Origin of the sequence: Moritella sp. Urea-trap-13, assembly GCF_002836355.1 — a bacterium.
Taxonomy (GTDB): Bacteria; Pseudomonadota; Gammaproteobacteria; order Enterobacterales; family Moritellaceae; genus Moritella.
On record NZ_PJCA01000031.1, the window covers coordinates 1,438,758 to 1,462,002 of the forward strand.

The 23,245-nt window shown below is 42.0% G+C and carries 21 protein-coding genes; 2 read left to right on the forward strand and 19 right to left on the reverse strand.

Annotation, left to right across the window (positions count from 1 at the left end; genetic code table 11):
- Positions 1–59: 59 nt before the first annotated feature.
- The 17 genes from CXF93_RS14420 to CXF93_RS14500 form a co-directional block, all read right to left on the reverse strand.
- Positions 60–1,262, reverse strand: a complete 1,203-nt coding sequence (locus tag CXF93_RS14420; protein WP_101063173.1) for a beta-ketoacyl-ACP synthase — start codon at positions 1,260–1,262, stop codon at positions 60–62.
- The gene (locus tag CXF93_RS14425) at positions 1,259–1,822 is read right to left on the reverse strand and encodes a DUF3261 domain-containing protein (RefSeq protein ID WP_232784224.1); all 564 of its coding nucleotides are present in this window, start codon (positions 1,820–1,822) and stop codon (positions 1,259–1,261) included. Before CXF93_RS14425 ends, CXF93_RS14420 begins: the two co-directional genes overlap by 4 nt.
- Before the next feature lie 56 nt (positions 1,823–1,878).
- Positions 1,879–4,347, reverse strand: coding sequence for an MMPL family transporter (locus tag CXF93_RS14430; RefSeq protein WP_101063175.1), 2,469 nt, complete (start codon positions 4,345–4,347; stop codon positions 1,879–1,881).
- Positions 4,334–5,020 carry an outer membrane lipoprotein carrier protein LolA gene (locus CXF93_RS14435; RefSeq protein WP_232784225.1) on the reverse strand — a complete coding sequence of 229 codons (687 nt, stop codon included), beginning with the start codon at positions 5,018–5,020 and terminating at the stop codon, positions 4,334–4,336. Before CXF93_RS14435 ends, CXF93_RS14430 begins: the two co-directional genes overlap by 14 nt.
- 16 nt (positions 5,021–5,036) lie before the next feature.
- Entirely contained in the window at positions 5,037–5,477 is a 441-nt protein-coding gene (locus CXF93_RS14440) for a thioesterase family protein (protein ID WP_101063177.1), read from the reverse strand.
- 74 nt (positions 5,478–5,551) lie between these two features.
- Positions 5,552–7,090: a histidine ammonia-lyase gene (gene hutH, locus CXF93_RS14445; protein ID WP_198551685.1), complete on the reverse strand. Its 1,539-nt coding sequence runs from the start codon at positions 7,088–7,090 to the stop codon at positions 5,552–5,554.
- A 9-nt stretch (positions 7,091–7,099) separates the two neighbouring features.
- Positions 7,100–8,056 (reverse strand): acyltransferase, encoded by a 957-nt coding sequence (locus CXF93_RS14450; protein WP_101063179.1) that lies wholly within the window; start codon positions 8,054–8,056, stop codon positions 7,100–7,102.
- 29 nt (positions 8,057–8,085) lie between these two features.
- Positions 8,086–8,823: a glycosyltransferase family 2 protein gene (locus CXF93_RS14455; protein ID WP_101063180.1), complete on the reverse strand. Its 738-nt coding sequence runs from the start codon at positions 8,821–8,823 to the stop codon at positions 8,086–8,088.
- Positions 8,820–9,260 carry a hypothetical protein gene (locus CXF93_RS14460; RefSeq protein ID WP_101063181.1) on the reverse strand — a complete coding sequence of 147 codons (441 nt, stop codon included), beginning with the start codon at positions 9,258–9,260 and terminating at the stop codon, positions 8,820–8,822. The genes CXF93_RS14455 and CXF93_RS14460 overlap by 4 nt, the downstream gene beginning before the upstream one ends.
- A complete protein-coding gene (locus tag CXF93_RS14465; RefSeq protein WP_101063182.1) occupies positions 9,253–10,695 on the reverse strand; it encodes an AMP-binding protein in 1,443 nt (480 codons plus the stop codon). The genes CXF93_RS14460 and CXF93_RS14465 overlap by 8 nt, the downstream gene beginning before the upstream one ends.
- Complete coding sequence (locus tag CXF93_RS14470; protein ID WP_101063183.1) at positions 10,688–11,281, reverse strand: hypothetical protein; 594 nt, start codon at positions 11,279–11,281, stop codon at positions 10,688–10,690. Before CXF93_RS14470 ends, CXF93_RS14465 begins: the two co-directional genes overlap by 8 nt.
- A 31-nt stretch (positions 11,282–11,312) precedes the next feature.
- The gene (locus tag CXF93_RS14475) at positions 11,313–11,564 is read right to left on the reverse strand and encodes an acyl carrier protein (protein ID WP_101063184.1); all 252 of its coding nucleotides are present in this window, start codon (positions 11,562–11,564) and stop codon (positions 11,313–11,315) included.
- A gap of 13 nt (positions 11,565–11,577) precedes the next feature.
- Positions 11,578–11,841 (reverse strand): phosphopantetheine-binding protein, encoded by a 264-nt coding sequence (locus tag CXF93_RS14480; RefSeq protein WP_101063185.1) that lies wholly within the window; start codon positions 11,839–11,841, stop codon positions 11,578–11,580.
- Positions 11,834–12,628 (reverse strand): 1-acyl-sn-glycerol-3-phosphate acyltransferase, encoded by a 795-nt coding sequence (locus CXF93_RS14485; RefSeq protein WP_101063186.1) that lies wholly within the window; start codon positions 12,626–12,628, stop codon positions 11,834–11,836. The genes CXF93_RS14480 and CXF93_RS14485 overlap by 8 nt, the downstream gene beginning before the upstream one ends.
- Positions 12,621–13,433, reverse strand: a complete 813-nt coding sequence (locus tag CXF93_RS14490) for a beta-ketoacyl synthase chain length factor (RefSeq protein ID WP_101063187.1) — start codon at positions 13,431–13,433, stop codon at positions 12,621–12,623. Before CXF93_RS14490 ends, CXF93_RS14485 begins: the two co-directional genes overlap by 8 nt.
- A 226-nt stretch (positions 13,434–13,659) precedes the next feature.
- On the reverse strand, positions 13,660–14,730 hold the full coding sequence (locus CXF93_RS14495; protein WP_101063188.1) for a class I SAM-dependent methyltransferase: 1,071 nt from the start codon (positions 14,728–14,730) through the stop codon (positions 13,660–13,662).
- A gap of 161 nt (positions 14,731–14,891) precedes the next feature.
- Positions 14,892–16,748: a PQQ-binding-like beta-propeller repeat protein gene (locus CXF93_RS14500; RefSeq protein ID WP_101063189.1), complete on the reverse strand. Its 1,857-nt coding sequence runs from the start codon at positions 16,746–16,748 to the stop codon at positions 14,892–14,894.
- Between the two features lie 291 nt (positions 16,749–17,039).
- On the opposite strand from CXF93_RS14500, the gene CXF93_RS14505 reads away from it, so the two are divergent.
- Positions 17,040–19,370, forward strand: coding sequence for a TonB-dependent receptor (locus tag CXF93_RS14505; protein WP_101063190.1), 2,331 nt, complete (start codon positions 17,040–17,042; stop codon positions 19,368–19,370).
- 68 nt (positions 19,371–19,438) lie between these two features.
- On the opposite strand, the gene CXF93_RS14510 is transcribed toward CXF93_RS14505, so the two are convergent.
- Together CXF93_RS14510 and CXF93_RS14515 are read right to left on the reverse strand one after the other, a co-directional pair.
- A complete protein-coding gene (locus tag CXF93_RS14510; RefSeq protein ID WP_101063191.1) occupies positions 19,439–21,490 on the reverse strand; it encodes an alkyl/aryl-sulfatase in 2,052 nt (683 codons plus the stop codon).
- Between the two features lie 133 nt (positions 21,491–21,623).
- Positions 21,624–22,637: an AraC family transcriptional regulator gene (locus CXF93_RS14515; RefSeq protein ID WP_101063192.1), complete on the reverse strand. Its 1,014-nt coding sequence runs from the start codon at positions 22,635–22,637 to the stop codon at positions 21,624–21,626.
- A 263-nt stretch (positions 22,638–22,900) separates the two neighbouring features.
- Between CXF93_RS14515 and CXF93_RS14520 the strand changes: the two genes are divergently transcribed.
- Entirely contained in the window at positions 22,901–23,167 is a 267-nt protein-coding gene (locus tag CXF93_RS14520; protein ID WP_101063193.1) for a hypothetical protein, read from the forward strand.
- Positions 23,168–23,245 lie beyond the last annotated feature (78 nt).

Below are 23,245 nucleotides of genomic sequence, written 5' to 3' on the forward strand. Positions count from 1 at the left end.
TGGCGCGCTATGCGGTAATACGTCCGCTATTGGGTACTTGCTCGCTACTGGAGATTTATTCACTGCTGTTTTCCTATCACTAGACTGATATTGTTACCGCCAAAAGCAAATGAATTGCTCATGCACGTTTGTAATTTAGCTGTAGTGCTATTTGCATCCGCTAAGTTGATCTGCGCAAGGCTGCTATCAAGCTCACCATCGCTAACATTGGCTGGTACTTTGTTTAATGGGTTATATTCGTCATGCAATAACAACCAACAGATACCCGCTTCTAATGCGCCTGCTGCACCTAATGTATGTCCAGTCATGCCCTTAGTCGACCCGCACAATACCTTACTGCCACAAGCGTTGAGCATGGCTTTGGCTTCCATGTCATCATTCTTCGGTGTGCCTGTACCATGTAAGTTTACATAATCGACTTGCTCACCTTGCAAATGCGCTTCAGCCAATGCCGATTGCATCGCCCGTAACGCGCCTTCACCTTCAGGATGGGGCGCCGATAAATGGTGGGCATCAGAAGTTTCCGCCGCGCCTAACAATTGAATGCCGCCTTGCTCTTTGGTGACGATAAATAAGGCCGCCGCTTCGCCAATATTAATGCCGTCACGGTCTGCCGCAAACGGGTTGTTCTGCGCAGTTGCCGTTGATGCTAATGCTTTAAAACCATTAACAGTCAATTTAGCTAAGCTATCAACGCCACCCGCAATCACCACATCAGCTAAGTCAGTATCAAGTAATGCCTGCGCGCTGACTAAGGCTTTACCGCTCGAGGAACAGGCAGTAGAAATACTATAAACAGGGCCTTTAGCTTGGCATAAATCAGCAATAAACTGCGCCGTTGTACCCATTTCCTGCATGCGGTAATGGTAATTTTCAGGGTATTCACCCGTAGCCATCTTATGTTTTAATGCTTGCTCGCCATATTCAATACCCGAGGTACTGGTGCCGATCACGACTGCGATACGGTGTTGACCAAATTCAGCAAGCAAAGGTGCCAGGGTATCGGCTATCTGTAAATAAGCTAATTGACCAAGCTTGTCATTACGAGTCAGCTGTTGGCCTTTGCTGTCCATGCTAATATTTGCCACTGTTTTATCAAAAGTCGAATCTGCCACCCGACCGACATATTGCGCTTCAGCATTGGGTAACTCACTATCGAGTACCAAGCCTTCACGACTACCTTGCAATAATCCAGCGGCTACCGAGGCTTTTGAATCACCTAGTGCGCATACCACACCAAAATCTTTTAGACAGATACTCACAGTGACACCTTGGTTAATTCTGTTATTGTTATTTGATAATCACGTAATAAATGCTTAAGGATATAGCGATTATCGAACTTCTCGACAGTTAGAATGACTTGTCCATCTTGGCTTAAAGTGCGCGTCCAATCAGTTGTGGTTTGACCGACGTTATTATTAAACTCTTCAGTAAATGAACCATTGGTTGCTAACTGCAATTGTGAAAACGGCCAGTTAACCCATTGCAGATCAGCAATCACATAACTGATATCTAATCCCGGTACTGGCACATATTGGTTGATAATCGCGTCATCTTCCACGCTCCACAATACATCAAACAGCGGAATGCCAGAGGGGGTCATCGCCACGAGTTTAATCTGCGTGTCGGTGAACTCAACCTGCGCTAATAAACTCTGCCTCTCACCGTTAAACTCTGCTTCAATTAACTGGGTTTTCGCCTGCATTTGTAATGCTTGCGGCGGCGCGGTGAGCTGTAAGGTGACATTAGGCGCCATAGTGACTAAATGGCTTTGCGGCATACTGATACAACCGGTTAATACTAACATCGTCAATACTAACATCGAGCATCGTACAGCGCTTATTCTCGGTAAGCTTAGTTTAGCTAAACAGCTCAATTTCATTTTTCAACCTCGGAGTTCACCACACTTAACGGCGCTGTTGCTTTTGCGCTTAAGAGAGCTAATGTTTTCGCACTTAAGGGAGCTAATAGAAACACCAGTAAAATGCCAAACATAACAGTTAAGCCAAAACTTTCCACCGCTGGCGTCACACTTAGCGCAAGTACGCCAAATACCAAGGCCGATGAAATAGCCGATAAGGTAATAGCTAAAACGGTATTGCGCTGTAAACCATGCTCTTGATAGAAGATCACATAATCGATAGCCAAGGCAAGGATCAACAACACAGCTAACAAGTTAAAGATATTAAGATGGCCTAAGCTGAATTGCGTTAACAATAACGCCCCACCAGCACTCAGCACAATACTGAGTAAGCCTAATAACCCTTGCGTTAAACCAAAGCGTAGACACAATACAATCGTCACCACCAATACCGCGCCTGCAAACAGCAAGAATAATGCTTGGCGGTAATGGCTTAATGCTGCTGTCACTTCCGCAGGTTTGTTATCTATACTCATGTCTGCTTGCGTTGCAATCCATTGCTGTAATTCACTATTTAGTGCTACACCCGAGGTTTCAACCCAGAGTGCGTATTTATGATCTTTAACATTGCGACTGTTATCTAGATTACTGCTGCTATCACCCGTTTGATATTGGTAAATATATATTGATGATAGTGCCTGCAGTGGTCCAGCATTAAATTCAGCCAATGTCAGCGGCGCAAAGTCATCTACCGCATCAACCAAGCCTAACGTGCCGAGTCCCACAGCAAAGTGCTGTTGCTGCTCAGCTTGTTTCAATAAGGCATTATTACGCTGCTGTTTAGCAACTGATGGCAATAAACTGGCCATACTTTTCACCGTTAAATCAGGCTGAGTTGCTAACTGAGCTAATAATGCTTCTTGGCGTTGCAGCAAGGTTTCACTGTCATCAGCGCTGATAACAATACGCTGACTGTGTTGGTAGCCCATTAGCTTCGCCATGTTGATTTCGTTATCAATCAAAAACGCCGGGCTGGAATTAAGTAAGCGGATATCATCATTAAAATTAATATCATCGATAACCACAGCACTGACTAAACCAACACTTAACACCACAAATATAACGCGGCGTTGCTGATGTAAACGGCTTAACCACACATTCAACTTGTCCGTTAAGATCCATACACTTGGGGTGACACTGATTTTGCCACTGAGGTTTAAATACGGCAGTAATAACAACACCGTTAACAGTGCGCCAAATAAACCGAAAATCATGAATACCGCCACCTGGCTAAGCAATGATAATGGCGACATGATTAACGCCGCATAACCCAATGCCGTGGTAATAAAGCCCAGACATAACGCAGTACGAATCGATTTAATGCCACCTTGGCTATTGCTATTGCAACTAACACTGAGATTAACAAAAGCATGAAAGCAGTAATCAATGACAATACCAATTAAGGTCACAGCGAAAACTAAAGTAAGTAAATGCAGTTGATTGAATAAAGTAACGACCGCCGTTAAGCCATAAACCACCGAGATGGCTAATACCAACAAGGCTAAGTTTACCGGTTTGGCACTGCGAAATACCGCCAAAATCATCAGTAACACCGCCAGCAGTGAGATCACGCCAAAGGTCGACATTTCAAATTCGGCTTGCTGACTTGATTCTGCAGTATGAAACAATACCCCGCTATAAAGCACATCTACATCAAACTGGGTCTCTAATTGCTGAAAATCCGCTTGTAACTGCTGCGAAAAAGCTTGTGTTTGTTTAACCGAGAAACCATCAACATCAACCTTAATCGGCATGATGTAATGTTTTAAGCCGTCTTGGTTAACGACAATAATGCCCTGTTCTGTTTCGAACGATTGTAACTGCGCTAGACCTGTCGCTAAGAAATCGGCCAAATTTAACCGTGGGGCAATCGCTAAACTGCCGCTGACAAATGGGTCGCTAACTTGGGTCAGCTTACCTAACACAAAGTTATTAATGGCTTGGGCTGTGGTTAATGTCGCTGAAGACTCTGTCAGTAAAGCTTGATAGTCAGCTGTCATGACGCTATCACGATAAGGCTGATAGAAGGCGATAATGTCCTTGATATCCGGCACTGTCATGGCTTCATTTTCAATGCCATCAAATGTGCTGATCGTTTTAGCTAGTTGTTTATAAGCTGGTATTGCCTGCTCGCCAGAAATCGCCACCAGCACACGCTGATTGGCTTGTTGGAATAGCGCTGATTTGGCTTGATTGATATCTTGTTTCTGACTAGCCTGAGCTTGATTGTCATGAGGCAATAACGACAAGATATTGGTCTCTATCTGCCATTGACCCCAGCCGAGCTGATAGCCCGCTAACAGCAATACGGCGAGCAATTGCAATAGATATAACTTCAAGCCACGTTTTTTATGACTGCTTTTGCTACTTATTTTACTATCATGGCGTTGGTTACAGTTGTTAGCACTAAGGTTAGAGTTGCTCACGGATGGCCTTTGGCAGTTCAGCAACCGCAGTCAAACTAAGTTCTATCTCGGTACGATTACCGGATGTTTCAAACAGCACTAAATGCTCAACCGTATCCCCGCCGCACAATTCAATAACGCGCATCACTTTGGCGATAGTCTCGTCTTTTGGCGTCAGTTCAATACAGGTTTGGCTGGTAGATGCTGTTTTTGTTAATACTGCTTTTGTTAATGATGTATTTGTGGATGATGCAGCTAGGCTAAATTGACTTTCTAATGCAGTCAGATCCCCCGACAAGGCACTCATAAGTACAGTGGCAATGGGCGTGGCATTTTTAATCTGTTGCTGCTGCTGACGATGATCTATGGTAAAGAGCCCATCGTCTTTGAGTATCATGGTCGACGCAATCGGTTTACTGGTATGCCAAACAAATCCTAAGGCTTGATCTAAATACAGCTCACCCGTAGAAGTCACTGGATTGTTAAGCACAGTGAAATACTTGTTTTGCACAAATGTGCCACTGGCTATCGTCAGCGGTTTAAACTGCGACAATAGAGCCAACGGCGCTACAGGTGTAGTGGATGTTGTTGATGTTGTTGATGTGGATGCTGCGCTTAAGGTTTTTACATCATCGCCAGCAAATACATTGCCAGCCAATGACATTAACAGCAGTAGTCGTAACCAGCTACTCATGAAATTATCCATCCGGCTACCCATCTAATGACCCATTCAACTCGCCTTGTAACTTGTCAGTAAAAGCAGCGGGTGTGACAAATTGCAATTCTTGGGTTTCTAAGTCTACCGCTAACTGGATCGTTGATGCTTTGGTTAACTTCTGACCCGTTTCTACACAGGTAACCAGATATTCCATTTTCAGCCGAGATTCAACTTCAACCAAGTGCGCATCAACTTTGATCTTCTGCGCATAACGCGCAGAAGCAATATACTTCACGCGCATATCGACAATCGGCCACATGTAACCTGATTTACTCATATCTTCATAATCGTAATTCATTTTACGTAATAATGCACTGCGCGCCACTTCAAAGTAACGGGCATAATTGCCGTGCCAGACAACATTCATAGGATCGCAATCATGAAACGGTACGTCAATAATAACGGATTCTGATAATAAACTGTTTTTACTCATTTTATTTCCTTTCTATTACTTAGCACCCAATGCGTACAAACGGCTTATTACGCACCAGGTTCTTATCGCTCAGCTTACTGATAAAGCGCCCAACGCTGGGTTTGGATCGCGTCAATGGTAAAACGTAAGAGACTTTCCATTGGTCGGTCTTCTACTAACGGTTCGAAGAAGCTGCAAATGTCGTTATACATGTCTTGAACTGCAGTTGGTAAGCTGGCTAAATCTAATTCTTTACGTTCAATACGAATACGTAAACCTTGCACTGTCGCTAACAATGTCGTTGCCAACACTTGCTCGGTAAGCTGTAAAACCCGCATTGCATCACGCGACGCTATCGTGCCCATGCTCACTTTGTCTTGATTATGACACTCGGTAGAACGTGAGAACACACTGGCAGGCATAGTTTGTTTTAATGCTTCCGCGGTGTAAGCTGACGCGCCAATCTGCATGGCTTTGAAACCGTGGTTAATATAACGACGTTCTTCACTGCTCATGGATAAGTTGGATGGCAAGCCATTACTGTATTTAGTATCAACTAACGAGGCTAACTGACGATCAGCAAGGTCGGCTAAGTTAGCCACCGCAGTTTTCATACTGTCCATTGCCATGGCGATATGACCACCGTAGAAATGCCCACCGTGCAGAACGTGCTCACCTTGACCATCAATAATCGGGTTATCGTTAGCAGAGTTCAGCTCGTTCTCAATCATTTGACGGAACCAAGGCAATGAATCCTGTAGCACGCCAATCACGTGTGGTGCACAACGGATCGAGTAACGGTCTTGTAAACGGTCAGCATTACGCGGATGTTCTGCGTGGTTTAAATCATTACGGATCCACGTGGCCACTTGTTGCTGGCCTGGATGCGGTTTTACCGAGAATAAGATCTCATCGAAATGATGGCTATTACCTTGAATAGACAGGCTCGCCATGGCGGTAATACGCGCCGCCAGTTTAGTTGCATAATTAGCACGATCAAACGCCAAACAAGCAATAGCTGTCATTACCGCAGTGCCATTCATGATTGCTAAACCTTCTTTAGGTCGCAATACCAATGGGGTTAAACCCAGTTCGCGCATCACTTCACCACTGTTGCGGATCTGATCTTGGTAATAGACATCGCGCTCGCCAATTAATGCGCCTGCGACATAAGAAAGTGGAGTTAAATCACCACTTGCGCCTACCGAGCCTTCTTGTGGGATCGCAGGGATAATGTCGTGTTCTAAGTAGGCAGCCAATAAATGCAGCATTTCCCAGCTTACGCCAGAGTAACCTTGTGCTAATGAAGTAAGACGTGTCGCTAACACAGCACGGCCTTCGGCAACACTAAACAACTGGCCTAAACCGCAACCGTGAAAACGGGTAAGATGTAATGGCAGTTCATGGACTAAATTAAGCGGTACTTTGACTGTAACTGAATCGCCATAACCCGTCGTTACGCCATAAATAACCCCGTCTTCTTTTAATAAACTGTCTAAGAAGGCCAGTGCTGAATCAATCTTATTGGTTAATTCTGGTGCATTACTAATACTGACATGCTTTTCTTGCTTTGCGATTGCAACGATATCTTCAATTGTTAAACGTGATTCGCCAAACTTAATTGTTTCTTTCATGTTAGCCACTTACTTCTCCAAACTGTGCTTACGGTCGACTTTATGGTCTTCTTGCCAAAAATCAAAAAAGTTAAACCATTGATACGGGTATTGCAGGCAAAAGTGTTCTAACCTTTGTGCATATTGATTAATTAACTCGCCAATCTCGGCTTGTCTGGTTTTACGGGCAAACTTTAATTGGTCTGCTACATGTTCGAAAATCAGATTATATTTTTCACCGTCTTTTAAACAAAACAGGTAATACACCGGACATTCTAGCAATGACGCTAAAATAAATGGCCCTTGTGAGAACGGTGCTTGCTGACCCAAAAAGTCGGCATAAACCACTCGACCAGGGCTTGTGGTGCTGGTTCTATCACCAACAATAACCACTTTCTCACCCGCTTCAACACGCTGTTTTAACAAAATAGCCAGATCAACACCGACGTCTTTTACTTGAATAAAATTGACGTTCACATTGGGGTTAATCTTTTGCATTATTTTATTAAATTCAACCGCGTGATGGGTAAACACCAGGACATTAATACGGCTCTTGTATTTACCGACACTTAAGGTCCGGCATACTTCTAAGTTACCTAGGTGCGAGCCAATAAATACCGCGCCCTGCTCTTCTTCAAGTAGTTTTTTAAATTTATCATCATAATTATAATTAACTTGATCCATGGTGATCTTGCCAGTCCAAGCGTCGATCTTATCAAATGCACCTTGCGCAAACGTATAAAAATGCTTGATGCCTTCGCGATGACCCGGTCGTTTAGCCCAACCTTTACGCTCAGCAATTTTTGCTAAATAATTTAATGATGCTTTTTTGCTTTCACCACCAGTGAAATACAAATACACGATCACCGGATACAGAATAATAGATAAACCTCTGCGGCCGAAAATAGCATAACAAAAAAGCAGGATTTTCATGCCCAGAAACGTACCGCGCTCCTGCATTTTTGACCAATGAACTGTGGTTGTCATATTGTGCTTGTTCCTAATAATGCCCTAAATTACGCCCTTAATTTACGACATAATAACTGCGGTAAGCGTTTCAACATGCCGAATACTAAGCGTGTGTGCATCCATGAGATCGCCACGTTGTCTTCCCATAAGCGGAAATGTGACACACCATGTTCAGGATAATTCACTTTAGTCGGTAAGAAGGTGGTTGTTACGCCATCCCAATATAACCGCACCATAATTTCGGTATCAAACGCCATGTATTCACCAATACTGTGGTGCTTAGCCAATAAACCTAACGTTTCGGCTAATGGGTACACGCGAAAACCACACATGGTATCTTTGATATCAAACGATAACGTTTCGATCCACACCCAAACATGGGTGAAGTAACGGGCGTAATAACGGTGTTTGGGTACTGACTCATTATAAATAGGCTGGCCACTAATTAACTGATGAGGCTGTGCCTGCGATAATGCCACCAGCTTAGTGATATCAGTAATATCATGTTGACCGTCGGCATCGACTTGGAGCGCGTGGCTAAAGCCCATACCATTGGCGTATTTCAACCCTGTCTGTACCGCTGCACCTTTGCCCTGATTATGACTATGATTGACCAGCGTGACATAATCGTACTTATCCGCCAAAGTTTGCATAAATGCGGCGCTGTCAGCATCACTGCCATCATTAACCATGATCACAGGTAAGTTATATGCAGCTAAATCGCCTAACAGCTTATCAATCACCACTGTGTGATTATAATTCGGAATGACAATACAATAACTCACACCTCACCCGCCTTACTGCCTGCTGATATATTAATTGACTCAGCTGCGGCAAAAATAAGGCGGCCGGATGAATGCGATTTCACATCACCATTTGCCATTGTCGACTGATAACTGAATAGCACTTTCTCGGTGGATTTCTTAGTCAGTGTAAGCACGACTTCATGACCCGGTAAGATCATTTCCTGAAACTTAAGCACTTGTATACCCATCACATCCGTTGGGGCAATGTCTAAATATTGTTGTGCTAATTCGGCCGCCCAGTGCAGTTGTACCACACCCGCTAAGATTGGCGCTTGATCGAAGTGACCTTTAAAATAGTCCAAGTCGGTGGGGATATGCAAAGTCAATATAGCACTGTCTTCACTAAGCCCTTTATTCAACCCAGTATTCAGCACTTTACTCAAGATAGTTGCATTCACTTTTACTAATTCAGTCAAACAATTTCTCCAATTCTTTAATCACTAATTTACCTTGAGAATTAAACGGCATAAGTACTGGATAGCGCCATTTCTTAGGTAAACAGATACGTTCAAATTCACCGAGTAAATGCTGCTTCAAACTGTCATTTAATGATTTTTTACTTTGTTGCTGCAGCAATGCTTGCCCAGCTTCGGTCAATTCAATAACCGCGGCTAATACTTGTTTTTTCTCGCCATCAAGGACTATCACTCGCACTTCATTAACATATTCATGTTGCTGTAAACAACGTTCCATATGGTCGAGGTTAATGCGTTTTTCTTCGTGTTTAATGGTGCGATCAGCGCGGCCTAACATGGCAAAGTGTTGTTCATCAATACGCTCGACGCGATCTTCGGTAACGTAATCATCACCCGCAATATACGGTGATGTTAATACCAGTTGTGCCGTTTCAGCCATCACTCGATAACTGATATCAGGGAAAACACGCCACGCACTTGGGCTTGACTCATGGCACTGTCGCCAGGCGATACCGCCGGTTTCAGTACTACCAAACACTTCGATTGGCGCTTGTCCTAACTGACTAAATAAGTCTTGCGCTACTGCAAACGGTAAGGGCCCGCCGGAACTAAACACACCTTGTAATTGGGCTTTATTCGCCATTAATACATTGTCTAAGCTCAAGCGTTTTAGATGCGCAGGACTAGAGATTAATAACGCCGTTTGACTGTCGTCGAGGTTCAATTCTTTATTTAATTCTTTATTAAGAGTGGCGGCTAAAAGCTGACTAATATGTTCTGGGTATTCAAAGGTATCATTGACAATGGCCAAGCCAGATTTCAACGGCAAAAACAGTTTAAATAACAACCCGTAGATATGCTGATGAGAAACGGTACTGACGAGTAACTGCGTGGCGTCTAAGCGAGCAGTGAAGGTTTTAATCAGTACATCAACCTCGCAGTTAAGTTGACTAAACTGTTTCACAATCGGTTTATGCTGCCCTGTCGAGCCCGAGGTAAAAAAAGTGATTTGACAGTCTAATGGCGTAAACAGATCTGCTCGATTATTTAATGCTGCAATTTGTTCATCAATAGCATCAAGCTGAGCGCTACTATTTGAGTTAATTAAAGGCGTGTCGATTAATCCGATATTAATCGCAGCAAGCCCATCAACGCTGATATCGCCTAACGTAGCCTGACATTGCGGCGCGATATGCATGAGCGTTTGCTGCTGTGCATTCGGTGGCATAACAATGTGGCGACCTTCGAGTGCCAGCGCAAAAAAGCCCACCGCAAACTGATAACTTGATTGATGAAACAGCAATACACTGTCAGCATCACTTTGCGCTATACCCCAGCGAGCATGGCTAATGTCAGCACTGAACTGCTTAAAACTAATTGCCAGGTCATTGATATGAAAACAAATGTCACGCTGATTTAACGCTGCTTTAGTCATTACTTACACTTTCCTTTCGACGTTGCACATCTCTTCGTTGTATAAACAAGCGCACGATAAACTCAATACCAGCTAAACTGCCAATCAAAATGTAAGCGATAAAACCGTTATACAGTGTCCACACTTTAAAGCTGCTATACAGCGCGGTATACAATGAAATACTGGCGTTAATGATGAAAAAACCACACCACACCAAGGTTACTTTACGGATATAACTTAATGCATGATCAGGTAAGTTGGGATCTTGTAAACGCGCAAAAGTTTCAATCACAGTCGGTGGTTTCAGGTAGGAGTAAGCAAATACCGCGAGCATGGCAAAGTTAACCATCAACGGATATAACTTAAAACCAATAGCAGAGTCCATGAATAGCGAGGTAACAATCGCTAAGCCGCCCAATGCTGTTGCAGGCAGTAACCAGGGCATTTTATTTAATACCCCACGCAGCATCACTAAGCGCGACAGTAACAAGACTAATAAACCCAGCGCAAGCCAAAAAGGACTCACATAATTGAGCCCTAAATAAACCGCAAAGGGATACAGCAATAAGCATAATCCGAGCAGTACAGTAACGAGTTTCTTCAACATATAATGTTGCTATACACTAAGCAGACCGCGATTATTTCGCTGTCGTTAGTTTTTCAATTTCGTTAACCACGTCTTCTACTGTACGTACTAATTTGAACACTTCAGGTTCAATTTTTTCATTAGTAATATCACGCAGTTTAATCACTAGATCAATCGCATCGATGCTGTCTAAGTCTAAATCTGTGTAAAGATTTGCACTCATATTAATGTCGTCGGCTTCGATTTCAAATTCTTCAACTAAGATATCGGCTAATGTTTGGTAGATATGTTCTCTGGTTTGCATGGAAAATCCTTAATTAAGCCGCGGTGCGATTCTGAGTAATAAATGCACTTAATGCATTAATCGATGAAAAATGTTGTTTGATTTCTTCTGAATTTGCATCGATTTTGATGTTGTAATGTTTTTTCAGGATCAAGCCTAACTCAAGTGCATCGATACTGTCTAAACCTAAACCTTCAACGAATAATGCATCCGCGTCATTGATATCTTCTACGGTAATATCTTCAAGGTCTAACTCAGCAATGATAAGCTGTTTAAGCTCAGTTTTTAATTCAGTCATGGGATTGTAGTTCCTGTTTAAAATAACATTCAAGTTCACGACAATAATGGCGAACTTGCTTACTCATCGGTATTTCGTCGGCAATTGCAATTGCGGGAACGTCGCGCGTCAATTGCAGTATGAATTTAGCTTTTTGACTTGGAATTTGATACCAAGACTCTGCTTTAGTTAATGTACTTGGTGTCACCTTGATAATGACAGTGGTAATTGGTACTTGGCAACGTAAGGCGATATTGGCAGCCCCGCGTTGGAATGCCAATGCTTGCCCCGGAACAGTACGTGTCCCTTCTGGAAACACAATCAGGTTATTACCTTGCGCTAACGACAATTTACACGCTGCAAGCAAGGCTTCTGGATCAGCGTTACTGATATACCCGGCATTTTTGATCACCCCACGAATAAACGGATTGCGGAATAAATGCGCTTTCACCACACAGTCTGCATTCGGTAACATAGAAAGCAAAACCACCACATCAATCAACGACGGGTGATTGGCAAGAATGAGTTGCCCTTGTAACTGCGCCAGTTCAACGCGATCACGCAAATCAAATTCGAAGATCCGAGTAAATGCCATAGTGGCAATAAAAAAACGAAAACTATAATGTACGGTTTTACGCGCGGCACGTTTTTGCGCTTGCTCGCCACGAATACACAATTTCTGTAGCGGAAATACCAATACCGTCAGTATCAGTCCACCCACACCAAACAAGCTAAAGCACAGGGCAGTAGCAAATAACCGCCAAAGGTAGTTAACTGCCTTAAATAAATAGTTAAGCGCCTTAAACATCCGTCATTCCAGTGATTAACTCACAAGTCCAAGCATGACGATCAGAGCGAAACTGTAACGGCTGTAATGATGGCAACGCTGAATTTTCTGTCGCATCAAACCAGTGCATAAAGCATAACGCTGCAGGTAAGTTTAATTCTGTAGTGTCTTGCTTATCAGTTTCAATGCAGGCGTTAAAATCAACCTCAATACTGGCGATTGTCGCTGGCGTAGATGTTGACGTAACCACCATAGCCACGGCGTGATCGACTTGCTGCTCATCTGCAAACTGTAAATACAATTCAGGTAGTACCCGATCGACATGGACGATAAGTAGCTTATTAGAACGCCCTGATTTTAACCGTGCATACGCATCAACCAAGGCATAAAAGAAGCTGTCTTTACCGGCAGAAATGGCATTGATGGCTTGCTTGTTTTGCTTAAGAATACTGTATAACCCTGGTACCGCGTTATGTACAGATGTACTAAATGCAGTTGGGGAAATGTCTTGGTCTGCGGTTAATTCTGTTAATAGTTCAGCGGTTTTATGCAAATCACCATGACGACTGGAAAACACAATATCAATTTGTGCAGCCTGTTCTGGTGTTTCAGACTGTGATGTTTCAGACTGTGATATTTCAGCTAATGTAGAAGGTGCAGAGAGCGCATTTTCAGCTGCATACAAGGCAATCTTGGCGAACGGACTTAAACGACGACGTTGCATCGCAGGTACAAACTCCAATTTAGGCCAAGCAGGTATATTTACTTTATTATTGTCAGCGTCGAAAGTTGACCACGAGCTAATACTTTCTAGATGTAACTGCAATGGTTTCTCCTTAAACTAAAATGGCGACAATAAATATGCCGCCATAATAATTAATCATCAGTAACAAATCAATAACTAAATAGTAATAACAATATCTATCAATAACTTAGGGGAGTTGCTTTATTCTATTTTATAACATAACCATGGCTATTTGATTGTAATCCCAGCAATTCATAACGCTTACTTTCGCTTACAAAATATCTCATTGATTTACTTTTTATTATCACTATTTCTTCTTACAGGCTAACAGCGTATGTCCGAGACCGAGATCATCGGTATCTTGATCAACATACAAGCCCGCTTCTTGGATCAAACGCATCATGTCTTTTGAATGATACATACGACTATTACCATTGGCCATAGCCGTAAAGTAGATAGATGTCGCATTGACACAATAAGCACCTGCCTCATAAGGTTGTCTGTCCCAGTATGTTTCTAAGATATACAAACGGCTATCGGTCGTCATGACATCTGCAGCGCGTTTTAGAATGCTTAAAATTTCACTTTTACTAAAACAATCTAAGAATTGGCTCATCCAGATGGTATCTGCGCCAGCAAAGAAAGTACGGTTTTCATCAAGTAAATCGGTTTCATGACCGTGGACACGATCTGCTACACCTGCGGCTTTGGCATTTGCCAGTGCCACATTAAGTTGCCCCGGTAGATCCATAATAGTGACGTTAATGTCAGCATCATGCTTGGTACAGGCTAATGACCATTTACCGGTATTACCGCCCACATCTAAAATGTGCTTTGGATTATGTTCGAACAATAATGCTAATACTTCAGGAAAGGCATGATCGGAATAATAATGATCAAATTCAAACCAACTGCGTTTTGCTTCTTCTGGTAATTGGCTTAAACCTGGATAAATGGTTTGCCAATCACCGAATACTTTCAGCCCTTCTGGTTTACCAGTCTCAATGGCTTTATCTAAATCAAATAAACCTTGATAGCAAACATGATGGGTAAAATCGAGATTCTTTAATGCCATGTCATCATTTAACAAAAAGTAACCCACTTTATCTAAGATGAAGTTGTCTTCTTGTTGCCACACTAGCCCCATGCTAAGTCCCATATCAAGTAATACACTAATACCGTATTCACTGGTATCTAACTGCTGAGTCAGCGTTGTTAAACTAACACCTTGCTTGCCAGCTTCGTCTACGGCTTTTAAAATACCAAACTTTAGTAGGCAACGTGCTACTTGAAATGCAACGGGTGAAAAGGCAATTTTTTGTGCTTCAAACTTTGCATTAAACGCTGACATCTCAGCAGGTTTATCATAAAAAGCCATTATTACTCCATGGATGAACGGGTTCGGCACGCTAATATAGGGAGAGGATTCTAATCTAAATCACTGATATTTTCCTTGTTAAGATCATTTTTTATTGAATAAAAAAAGAGAGGATTACAAAAATTGTAATCCTCTCTCATTAATTAATACTTAGCGGTTTATTAAGTGGCCGTATTACCAACTTTATCGAGTTGTACCGTTAATGCTGCACACTCTTGGGTTAAATCACCGATTTCACGTCCTAACGCTTTGCTCGCCTGATTAACTAACACATTAATTTGTTTATTATCCCACTGGTAAGCTTGGGAGTTATCAATTTGACTGTAACTTTGTTGGCGCTCAGTATAACGAACGGCCATACATACCGCATCACGGGCAAGTAATTCGGGATTCGTCGGTACGTAACGGGCAATACCACCAATGAGCGGCGCAGCGTTAGCACTTAATATACCTTTAGCGGCTAATCGACGTGTTGGTGAATGACCAATTGCAAAACCACCATCAGGGGCGATAACCGTTACTGCAATCGACTCCTCTGCACCCTCGACAAAACTGATCACATTACCCGTATCTTTATCAAGTAAGCCAAAACCGACACCAACCATTAAATCAACGCTACCAAAACTGTTCACCGCACCAATACTCACCGCAATGCCGTTAGCGGTAATCGTTGGTGTTAATGCATTAATGGAATCAAAACCAGGGAATACATCAATATTAGCGTCCCACACTAATTCACCTGAATCACCATTGTCTTGCACTTTCACAATTTTGTGCATAGTGATCGCGTATATTTCACCATTATCAGCACTAATTGCCGGAGATGCCGCAATTTGCTCACCGACATTAACACGCCAAATTTCGGTTAAATCACGAGAAAGTGCAATAATATTGCCGTGTTCATCCGTAGTAAACACCTTTTGACCATCGTTACTTACTGATGGTGTTGCCCCTGTACCACCATCGAAATCAAAACGCCCTGCAATATCTAATTTGTAACGCCCCTCTGTAGTTTCGACAATATCCAACGCATACAATGCACCAAGCTCTGATACATTATCTTTGGTGCCATCAAGTTCATCAGGGGCGGTTGCAGCTACGTACAAACGATTCGAGATTGGGTCGCTGGCATAAAAGTTAGTCACTTCACTACCACCACCAAAGATAATATCGGTGATAGTAGTAAATAGGCCGTCTCCACTTTGTGGTTTACCAAATTGCTCTGCCGCGGCTTCATCAGCCCTATTACGCACAAACTCAGGTGGTCTAGCTTCAAGGTTATTCACCGCTGGTGAACCCGGTAGATCAAATACTTCATCGAGTAATGCTTCACCAGTGAGTCGATCAAACAATACAATTTTACCATTCCCCGTTACCACGCTTAATGCATTTAATCCCGGTATGAAGTTTACCCCCCAAGCATGGGGTGATATATAGTCAGAATTAATCCATGTTAGGCCGGTTTTTTTGGTCCATAAGATAGTGCCATCAGTCTTTACCGCCCAAATATTGTGATACGTCGAATGATAAATAACTTCTTGTTGATGCTCAGGAGAGTTCAAAATCAGCGTTGCACCTGAGCCATTTAGGTCGCCGTTAGCAGGTAGTGTCCAACGTCGCTCACCCGTTTCACCATCAAGAGAAACCAGACTCACATCTTCATTAGGGCGAAAAGGACTAAAATACAAGTTGCCTTGCTGATCAATCGACGGGCCTTCTGGTACATAAAACTGAGTTTCAGCAACCCAAGCTAGCTTTTGCTCTGGTGCGGTAGCAATCATCAGTTGGTCAGTATTATTAATACTGCCGTGCATAGTATGGAAGGTATTTAGTACCGGCACCGTATCACTCATAGGCCCAGCGTTGGGTACGCCAACAGGTTTCCAATCAGTCAATTTATACTTAGGGAGTTCTTTTGGCTGTGCATCGGTATTAATCATCGAGCAACCAGACATCAATGTCGACAATGTGACGACAGCAGAGAGTGCTGTTAATCGAAATTTTGTATTCGTATCCATGAATTTATTCCTTAGTGGTGAGTCATGAGTGATTGAAAACAGGTTCAAGATATCACAGCTCCGTAACAATGAATTTATCATTTAACGCCAACCATGACGCCCTGTCTTTTCTGCCAAAAACCTAAAATAAAACATCATTAAGCGACTGATATAAAATAACAATTAATACACTAAGTTCTTAGTGAAAAAAACAACCTGTTACATATGGCGTAAAATGATAAATAGCATGCGTATTTGCTGTGATACCTTTCGGTCATCGTTAATCAAATGTTAATCCAAGGAAAGGTTTTCATGATGAAATCAAAAGCAATCCCAATTGCACCCGTCATTATCAGTGCATTATTACCACTAACATCATTTGCTAAGGAAGTAGTAAGTGAGCCCGAGCCCATCACATTAACGCAAGAAGTGGCCGCTATTTCTTCGGTAACTACAACGACTGAAACGACTACAGCTACAAGCAAAACTGAGATCCCAGAAATAAACCTTGCCCCCCTGCCAACAACTAAAGCCAACAGGGCTGTTTTTATTCGTGGTTTTTCAAGCCTAGACACACAAGCAACAAAAAATAGTGCCGTTACCATCAACCATGATGACGTTTATATGGGCAGAACCGTTGGTCTAGCTGCTGACGTAGTCGACCTTGAGGATGTTGTCTATAGTCGTGGACCAACAACTAATGTTGGTCGCAATGCATTAGCCGGTAGTGTTGACTATGTTTCAGTTAAACCAAAAGACGAATTTGAACTCCAACAACAGTTTTCAGTTGGTAGCCAAAATGAGCTTAAATCAAAAACCATGATTAACATTCCGCTTAGCGATACCCTAAGCGGACGCTTCAGTATTTCTAGTTTTAGCCGTGAGGGCGCGATAACATCCACCAGCGAAAAAGCGACCGGTAACTTTGGCGATATTGATACCAGTGCGGTTACAGGTGCATTACGCTGGATGCCGAACAAACACCTCACCGTCGATTATGCCTATGATTATTCTGACGCCGATTACCTCAGCCCTTATATTCAATTATTAGCCAGCGATAGCTTAAACCCTGGTGATGCTAATGAAGAGCGTCAAGCTTCGACTGATTTATATTTAGAAGACACCAATGATCATACTGCACAAGGACATCGTCTTGGCGTTGAATGGCAATTTAACGAGCGTACTAAATTTGAATCTATTAGTTCGTACAGAATGTCAGATGGCAATACAGATGCAGTTATCGGCACACAGGAGTCTATTGCAGGTGGTACTTTAGATGTCAGTCAGTGGTCACAAGAATTTCGTTTAAACAGCCGTGTTGTTAACGACCGAATTAACTTTAGCCTCGGTACTTTGTATTATAGCGAAGACAGCGATTCAACCGCATATGCAGACAATTCACGCTATGTAAATAACACTGACTATAAAGGCTTTGCGCCCGGTCAATTATATCAAGGGGTACAGACATCGACCTTTGCAACATCAACGCAAGGTGAACTAGAAAATATCGCTGTCTATGGTGAAGCCAGCTTCATTCCGGCAATACTTAATAATAAATTCACCATTACCACTGGATTACGTCAAGAATGGGTTAATGTCGATGCCAATAAACAGTACGATGGTAATTGTAAATTAACACCGACTGGTGGCGTGATAATGGATCCGACCAATCCCTATAATGGCACTGCACTTGCAATTGCAGGGGCTCTTTGTCCTGGTACTTGGGAAGGAACCGGAATACCACTCCCTGGCAATGATATTGACGACGTTTACGTTGAAAGCTCTGCCTCATTCAAAATGCTATTACCCTCAATTAAATTGAATTATGAAATCGGCCGTGAGAAGAACATTTATACTTCAGTACGTAAAGGTTGGAACCCTGGTGGCTTTAATGCCCTTGCCGGTGTAGAAAATTTCGCAAGCGGTTTTGATGAAGAAACCATGATGACCTACGACATCGGTTTTCAAGGTAACTTTGCTAATCGCGCGCTACAACTAAACGCTGTTGCGTTCTACAACGACATAAATAACCACCAAGCTAATACATCGAATCGCGTACATCCAACAATGGTCGATACCTACAATGTACAAAAAGCCCATTCGTATGGTGTGGATCTAGATTTGTTCGCCTTCCTATCTAAAAACGCCATGGTTAAATTCAACTATTCGTACTTACAAATGGAATATGATGAATACAGCCACAGAGATGAAGTGAAATCAAGAATACCAGGTGCCAACCCTATCATTAACCCTATAACCCGTGATGTACCCGATGCGATCCCGCAGGCACCAGAACAAACTATCCTAACGTCGTTTATTTATCGCTTTGATAAAACTGACTTTGGCCAACCAACGGTATTGCTAACTAATATTTATAGAGGCGCATTTTACAGCAGTAACAACGGTTTAGACATATTAGAGAATGACAGTTTCTCATTAATAAACTTAGATCTTACACTGGCAGAAATCCCGCTTAAAACAGGCGAGCTTGCAATCAACCTATGGGCCAAGAATTTATTCGATGAAGAGTACACATTGGCGAAGTACGGCTATGGTTATGGCTCAGGTGCAACATCAGGTCCCGTCATTGGCGTGTTTGGTCCAGAGCGCACTTTTGGTATAAAGGTTAATTACACCTTTTAGCACAACCTGTAAAACCGAAAAACACGCTAATTAGCGTGCTTTTCGACCTAATGGGTTGTCAATATCGACTATGGCGTAACGATATTAAATACCCCTTCTGGTTGGTCAAGCAACGAGAAGAAGTTAACTAAACCAAGTTTACTGCCTTCAATACTTAAGTCATCTGATAGTAATACTTCAGAAACACCTGCCACACCAATAACCAAGTCAATAAATAGCTCATGACTAATATTTAATGTCGCATCCGCTGTCATATCTTTAGCTGCAAGTTCATGACGTAATACTGCGTTATCCAGTATTAACACATAGTTTTTCTTCAAGTCAGTGAAATTAATGTTTAACGTGAACTCTTCACCAAATGCATCAGGACCAATAACGCGCGCAGCCATACTTTCAAAGAACTTATCAACTGGCGTTTGTAATAGAATCACTTTCATTGATGCTAAATCAATAACCTTGTCTGCTGCGCCATGACGTAACTCATAAGCACCAGAAAGATAAACATCACGCCAAGGTGCCGACTCCGCTTGATAACCTAGCTGATCATAACTACTCGCCAATAATTCTTTGGCTTGCTCATTATCTGCATCAGCAAACACTACGTGATTTAATAGCTCAGCACTCCAACGGTATTCACCTTTATCATAAGCCGCTTGTGCATTAATAATCACCGCTTCCACACCGCCCATTAATTTCACGTATTTAGACGCAGTCTGATATTCAGGCAGCGGATCAAGTGTTACAGGGTTGGCGTTGTACCAGCCTAGGTATTTTTGATAAATCGCTTTGGCATTATGTTTCGCTGTGCCGTAATAACCACGACTAGAAAACGTATTCGCGAGCTTAGGTGGCATTTCAATTTCTTCAGCGATTTCTTTTGGTGTTAAACCCGCGTTGAGCATACGTACTGATTGGTCGTGAATGTACTGATAAGTATCGCGCTGGGTGACTAAGAATTCATTAATATTTTCTTGTCCCCATACCGGCCAATGGTGACTACCAAAATAAATTTCAGCGTCTTTTTGTTCCTCGATAGCTGCATCAATCGATTTGCTCCATTCCACCGCATCACGCACTTGTGCGCCACGTAATGTATACAAATTGTGCATTGTTTTAGATACCATTTCGGCACCGCAATAAGCTTTCATTGCAGGTAAATAGAAAGTAAATTCTGACGGTGCTTCGGTACCCGATACAATTTGGAATTCGAATTCAACACCATCAATAACCTTAGTCTCATCACTATTTACTGTTAACGTTGGTTCTAAAATACTAAAGGTACCAAACGGTACCGCTTTACCTAAACCAGCGTCAACGTGCCCTCTTTCCGAGCGTGGTAATAAATTACCGTACATATAACTTGCACGTTTACTCATCGCCGGACCCGCGATAATGTTTTCGTTGGTCGCTTCTTCCATAAAACCACCAGGTGCGACAACTTTAATATCCGCAACATCATTACCTGCAGCTTCAAGTAAGCCAGATACACCACCAAAATGGTCCATATGGCTGTGTGTGAAGACAATCGTCGAGACAGGACGGTAACCTAGCTGTTCATTCACAAATTCGAGGGATTTTTTCGCGGTTTCAGCAGTAGTGAGTGGATCAACAATTATCCAACCGGTTTTACCTGTAATAATAGTCATGTTGGCTAAATCAAAACCTCGGATTTGATAAATGCCTTCAGTCACTTTAAACAGACCGTTGATGTTATTTAACTTCGCTTGGCGCCATAAACTGGGGTTGACACTATTTGGCGCTTTGCCATTAACAAAGTCATATGCAGCCAAGTCCATAATCGTTGTGCCATCGCTATATTTAACAACAAACTCAGATAGTGTGGCAATAAAGCCACGATTAGCATCAGTAAAATCTTGTTTATTTTCGAAAGGAAGTTCTTCAAGTACAGCTTGATTCAGATCGACGGTATATTCAGACGCCGCGGTGAAACCATACTTGTCAGGGTTAGTACTAGATAATGTCTCGTCCGTGTTAGGGCCACAAGCAGCTAAAAACAAACTACCAGAAGCAATCACTGCTAATGGTAAATGCTTTTTTAAATTAAAGTTATTCTGCATATTATTCTGAATAAGTGTGCTTACGTGCTTTTTATTGAACATGTCCATATAGCCATTAATAGTGATGATGACGATAAGGTATCACAACTTATTAACAAGCCGTTTATCATTTTACGCCCACTTATTAGTGCGTAATAATAGAAGCGTAAGCCTCTATTTTATAAAGTATAAAACACTATTTCGTTTCACGCTCTTCATTATGCTTTTCACGGTATTGCGATGGTGATTGACTAAACCAGGTTTGGAATGCGCGGGTGAAGTTACCCATATTCTTATAGCCTAAATTTTCCGAGATGGTTAAGATTGGATCCGCTGTTTTTGTCAAATAATGCACAGCCAGTTCTTGGCGTTTGTGCTTTAAAATATCTCTAAAGCTCAAGCCTTCTTCTTTCAAACTGCGGCTAATTGAGCGCACGCTCATGTTCAACATCGCCGCAATTTCATCAAGCGTTGGTTCGCTATTAGCAATAGAGCTATGGAGCAAGCGTTCAATTTTTTCAGTTAACGACATTTTATCAAGCTCAGTATCACTGGCTATTTTCTTTTCATGCATCAGGCTTTTTACTGAGAACTGCGTTAACACCGATTTATTCAACCATAAGCAATTAACTTCCTGAGCAAATTTAGTCTCACAACTAAAGCTGTCTACCCAAGGTCGGATACTTTTAGGTTTACTGCGCACCAGATCAACATGATGTATAAATGAATCTGAATCGACAAAGTCATTAATAACACTGACAAAAGAAGAGAAGAATGCATCAATAGACATATCACTAATTTCGACACCTTCAAGTGGTGAAATAGTAACGCCAAGTAAATGCGGGGTATTATTCAAGGTAAGACATACCGAATTACTTAATTTACCGTAATAGCTCGGTAGCCCTTCAAGTACTTGCAGTAATGAATCTGACTTTTTAATCAGGTGGTTATAAATATGATTCTTTTTTATATTTGAATATTTTCCGACGAGCAAACCAAAGTGCGGCATCTGGGTGATCAGCGCAACTTCTTTCCAAAGCGCGGTCATTTGTTTTATATCTAGCAATGAATTTGGGTCATCGTTTATATCTGCTAATGAAATACCAGCATTTTTAAACACTTCATTAGGATCGAAATCCATCGCATCTAGCGCATTCGCAATAGATAAGCTCCATGCCGCGACCGTTGTGTACTTGACTGCTTGATTCATTATCGATAGTCCCTTAAAAATCGCTTATTTATAAGTACAACGCTATTCCATTTAAATTAACAACTAATATGCTAAATTTAAAGAGTGTTACCGATATTATCAGGGGTGTGTGGACACAAGCGGGTTAATTGCTTAAACCACCAGCGTTTAATTATACGTAAATTAAGCAATAGACCCTGTTAATTCTGTTTAACACTCAAAAAGCTGTCATACTAGGTTATAGAATTTAGTATTTTGATGACGAAGAATAAAGAGAGAAACCAATGATCAATATTTACCGCGTATCTTTTCCTGATGGTAGTGTTTATATCGCAGCGAAGAAAACACCACCAGCAAACGCAATTAAAAGCTATGAATGGGCTAAAAACCACGCAGATCCAACACGTCCATTAGTTGTTGCTTACCTGAAAAGTAAAGGTCAAAGCACGTTAGAATTACTGCATTCAGATCTAACACCAGACATGGCTAAAAAGCTAAAAAGAAGATATATCGTTGAAGCAAGACAAGCAAAACAATACGTAGTTGTTTAACTATAAAATTGACTGTTTAACTATACGATTGACTGCTTAATGACGTTATATAGTGTGCAGTAATGCACACCGAAAACA

Excerpts from the sequence above, each read along its gene's own strand:
- CXF93_RS14465 (WP_101063182.1), bottom strand. The coding sequence starts at position 10,695 with ATGACTAAAGCAGCGTTAAATCAGCGTGACATTTGTTTTCATATCAAT.
- CXF93_RS14515 (WP_101063192.1), bottom strand. The coding sequence starts at position 22,637 with ATGAATCAAGCAGTCAAGTACACAACGGTCGCGGCATGGAGCTTATCT.
- hutH (WP_198551685.1), bottom strand. The coding sequence starts at position 7,090 with ATGAAAGAAACAATTAAGTTTGGCGAATCACGTTTAACAATTGAAGAT.
- CXF93_RS14500 (WP_101063189.1), bottom strand. The coding sequence starts at position 16,748 with ATGGATACGAATACAAAATTTCGATTAACAGCACTCTCTGCTGTCGTC.
- CXF93_RS14440 (WP_101063177.1), bottom strand. The coding sequence starts at position 5,477 with ATGAGTAAAAACAGTTTATTATCAGAATCCGTTATTATTGACGTACCG.
- CXF93_RS14435 (WP_232784225.1), bottom strand. The coding sequence starts at position 5,020 with ATGAGTAGCTGGTTACGACTACTGCTGTTAATGTCATTGGCTGGCAAT.
- CXF93_RS14480 (WP_101063185.1), bottom strand. The coding sequence starts at position 11,841 with ATGACTGAATTAAAAACTGAGCTTAAACAGCTTATCATTGCTGAGTTA.
- CXF93_RS14470 (WP_101063183.1), bottom strand. The coding sequence starts at position 11,281 with ATGTTGAAGAAACTCGTTACTGTACTGCTCGGATTATGCTTATTGCTG.
- CXF93_RS14450 (WP_101063179.1), bottom strand. The coding sequence starts at position 8,056 with ATGACAACCACAGTTCATTGGTCAAAAATGCAGGAGCGCGGTACGTTT.
- CXF93_RS14425 (WP_232784224.1), bottom strand. The coding sequence starts at position 1,822 with ATGTTAGTATTGACGATGTTAGTATTAACCGGTTGTATCAGTATGCCG.
- CXF93_RS14485 (WP_101063186.1), bottom strand. The coding sequence starts at position 12,628 with ATGTTTAAGGCGCTTAACTATTTATTTAAGGCAGTTAACTACCTTTGG.
- CXF93_RS14475 (WP_101063184.1), bottom strand. The coding sequence starts at position 11,564 with ATGCAAACCAGAGAACATATCTACCAAACATTAGCCGATATCTTAGTT.
- CXF93_RS14520 (WP_101063193.1), top strand. The coding sequence starts at position 22,901 with ATGATCAATATTTACCGCGTATCTTTTCCTGATGGTAGTGTTTATATC.
- CXF93_RS14495 (WP_101063188.1), bottom strand. The coding sequence starts at position 14,730 with ATGGCTTTTTATGATAAACCTGCTGAGATGTCAGCGTTTAATGCAAAG.
- CXF93_RS14505 (WP_101063190.1), top strand. The coding sequence starts at position 17,040 with ATGATGAAATCAAAAGCAATCCCAATTGCACCCGTCATTATCAGTGCA.
- CXF93_RS14510 (WP_101063191.1), bottom strand. The coding sequence starts at position 21,490 with ATGTTCAATAAAAAGCACGTAAGCACACTTATTCAGAATAATATGCAG.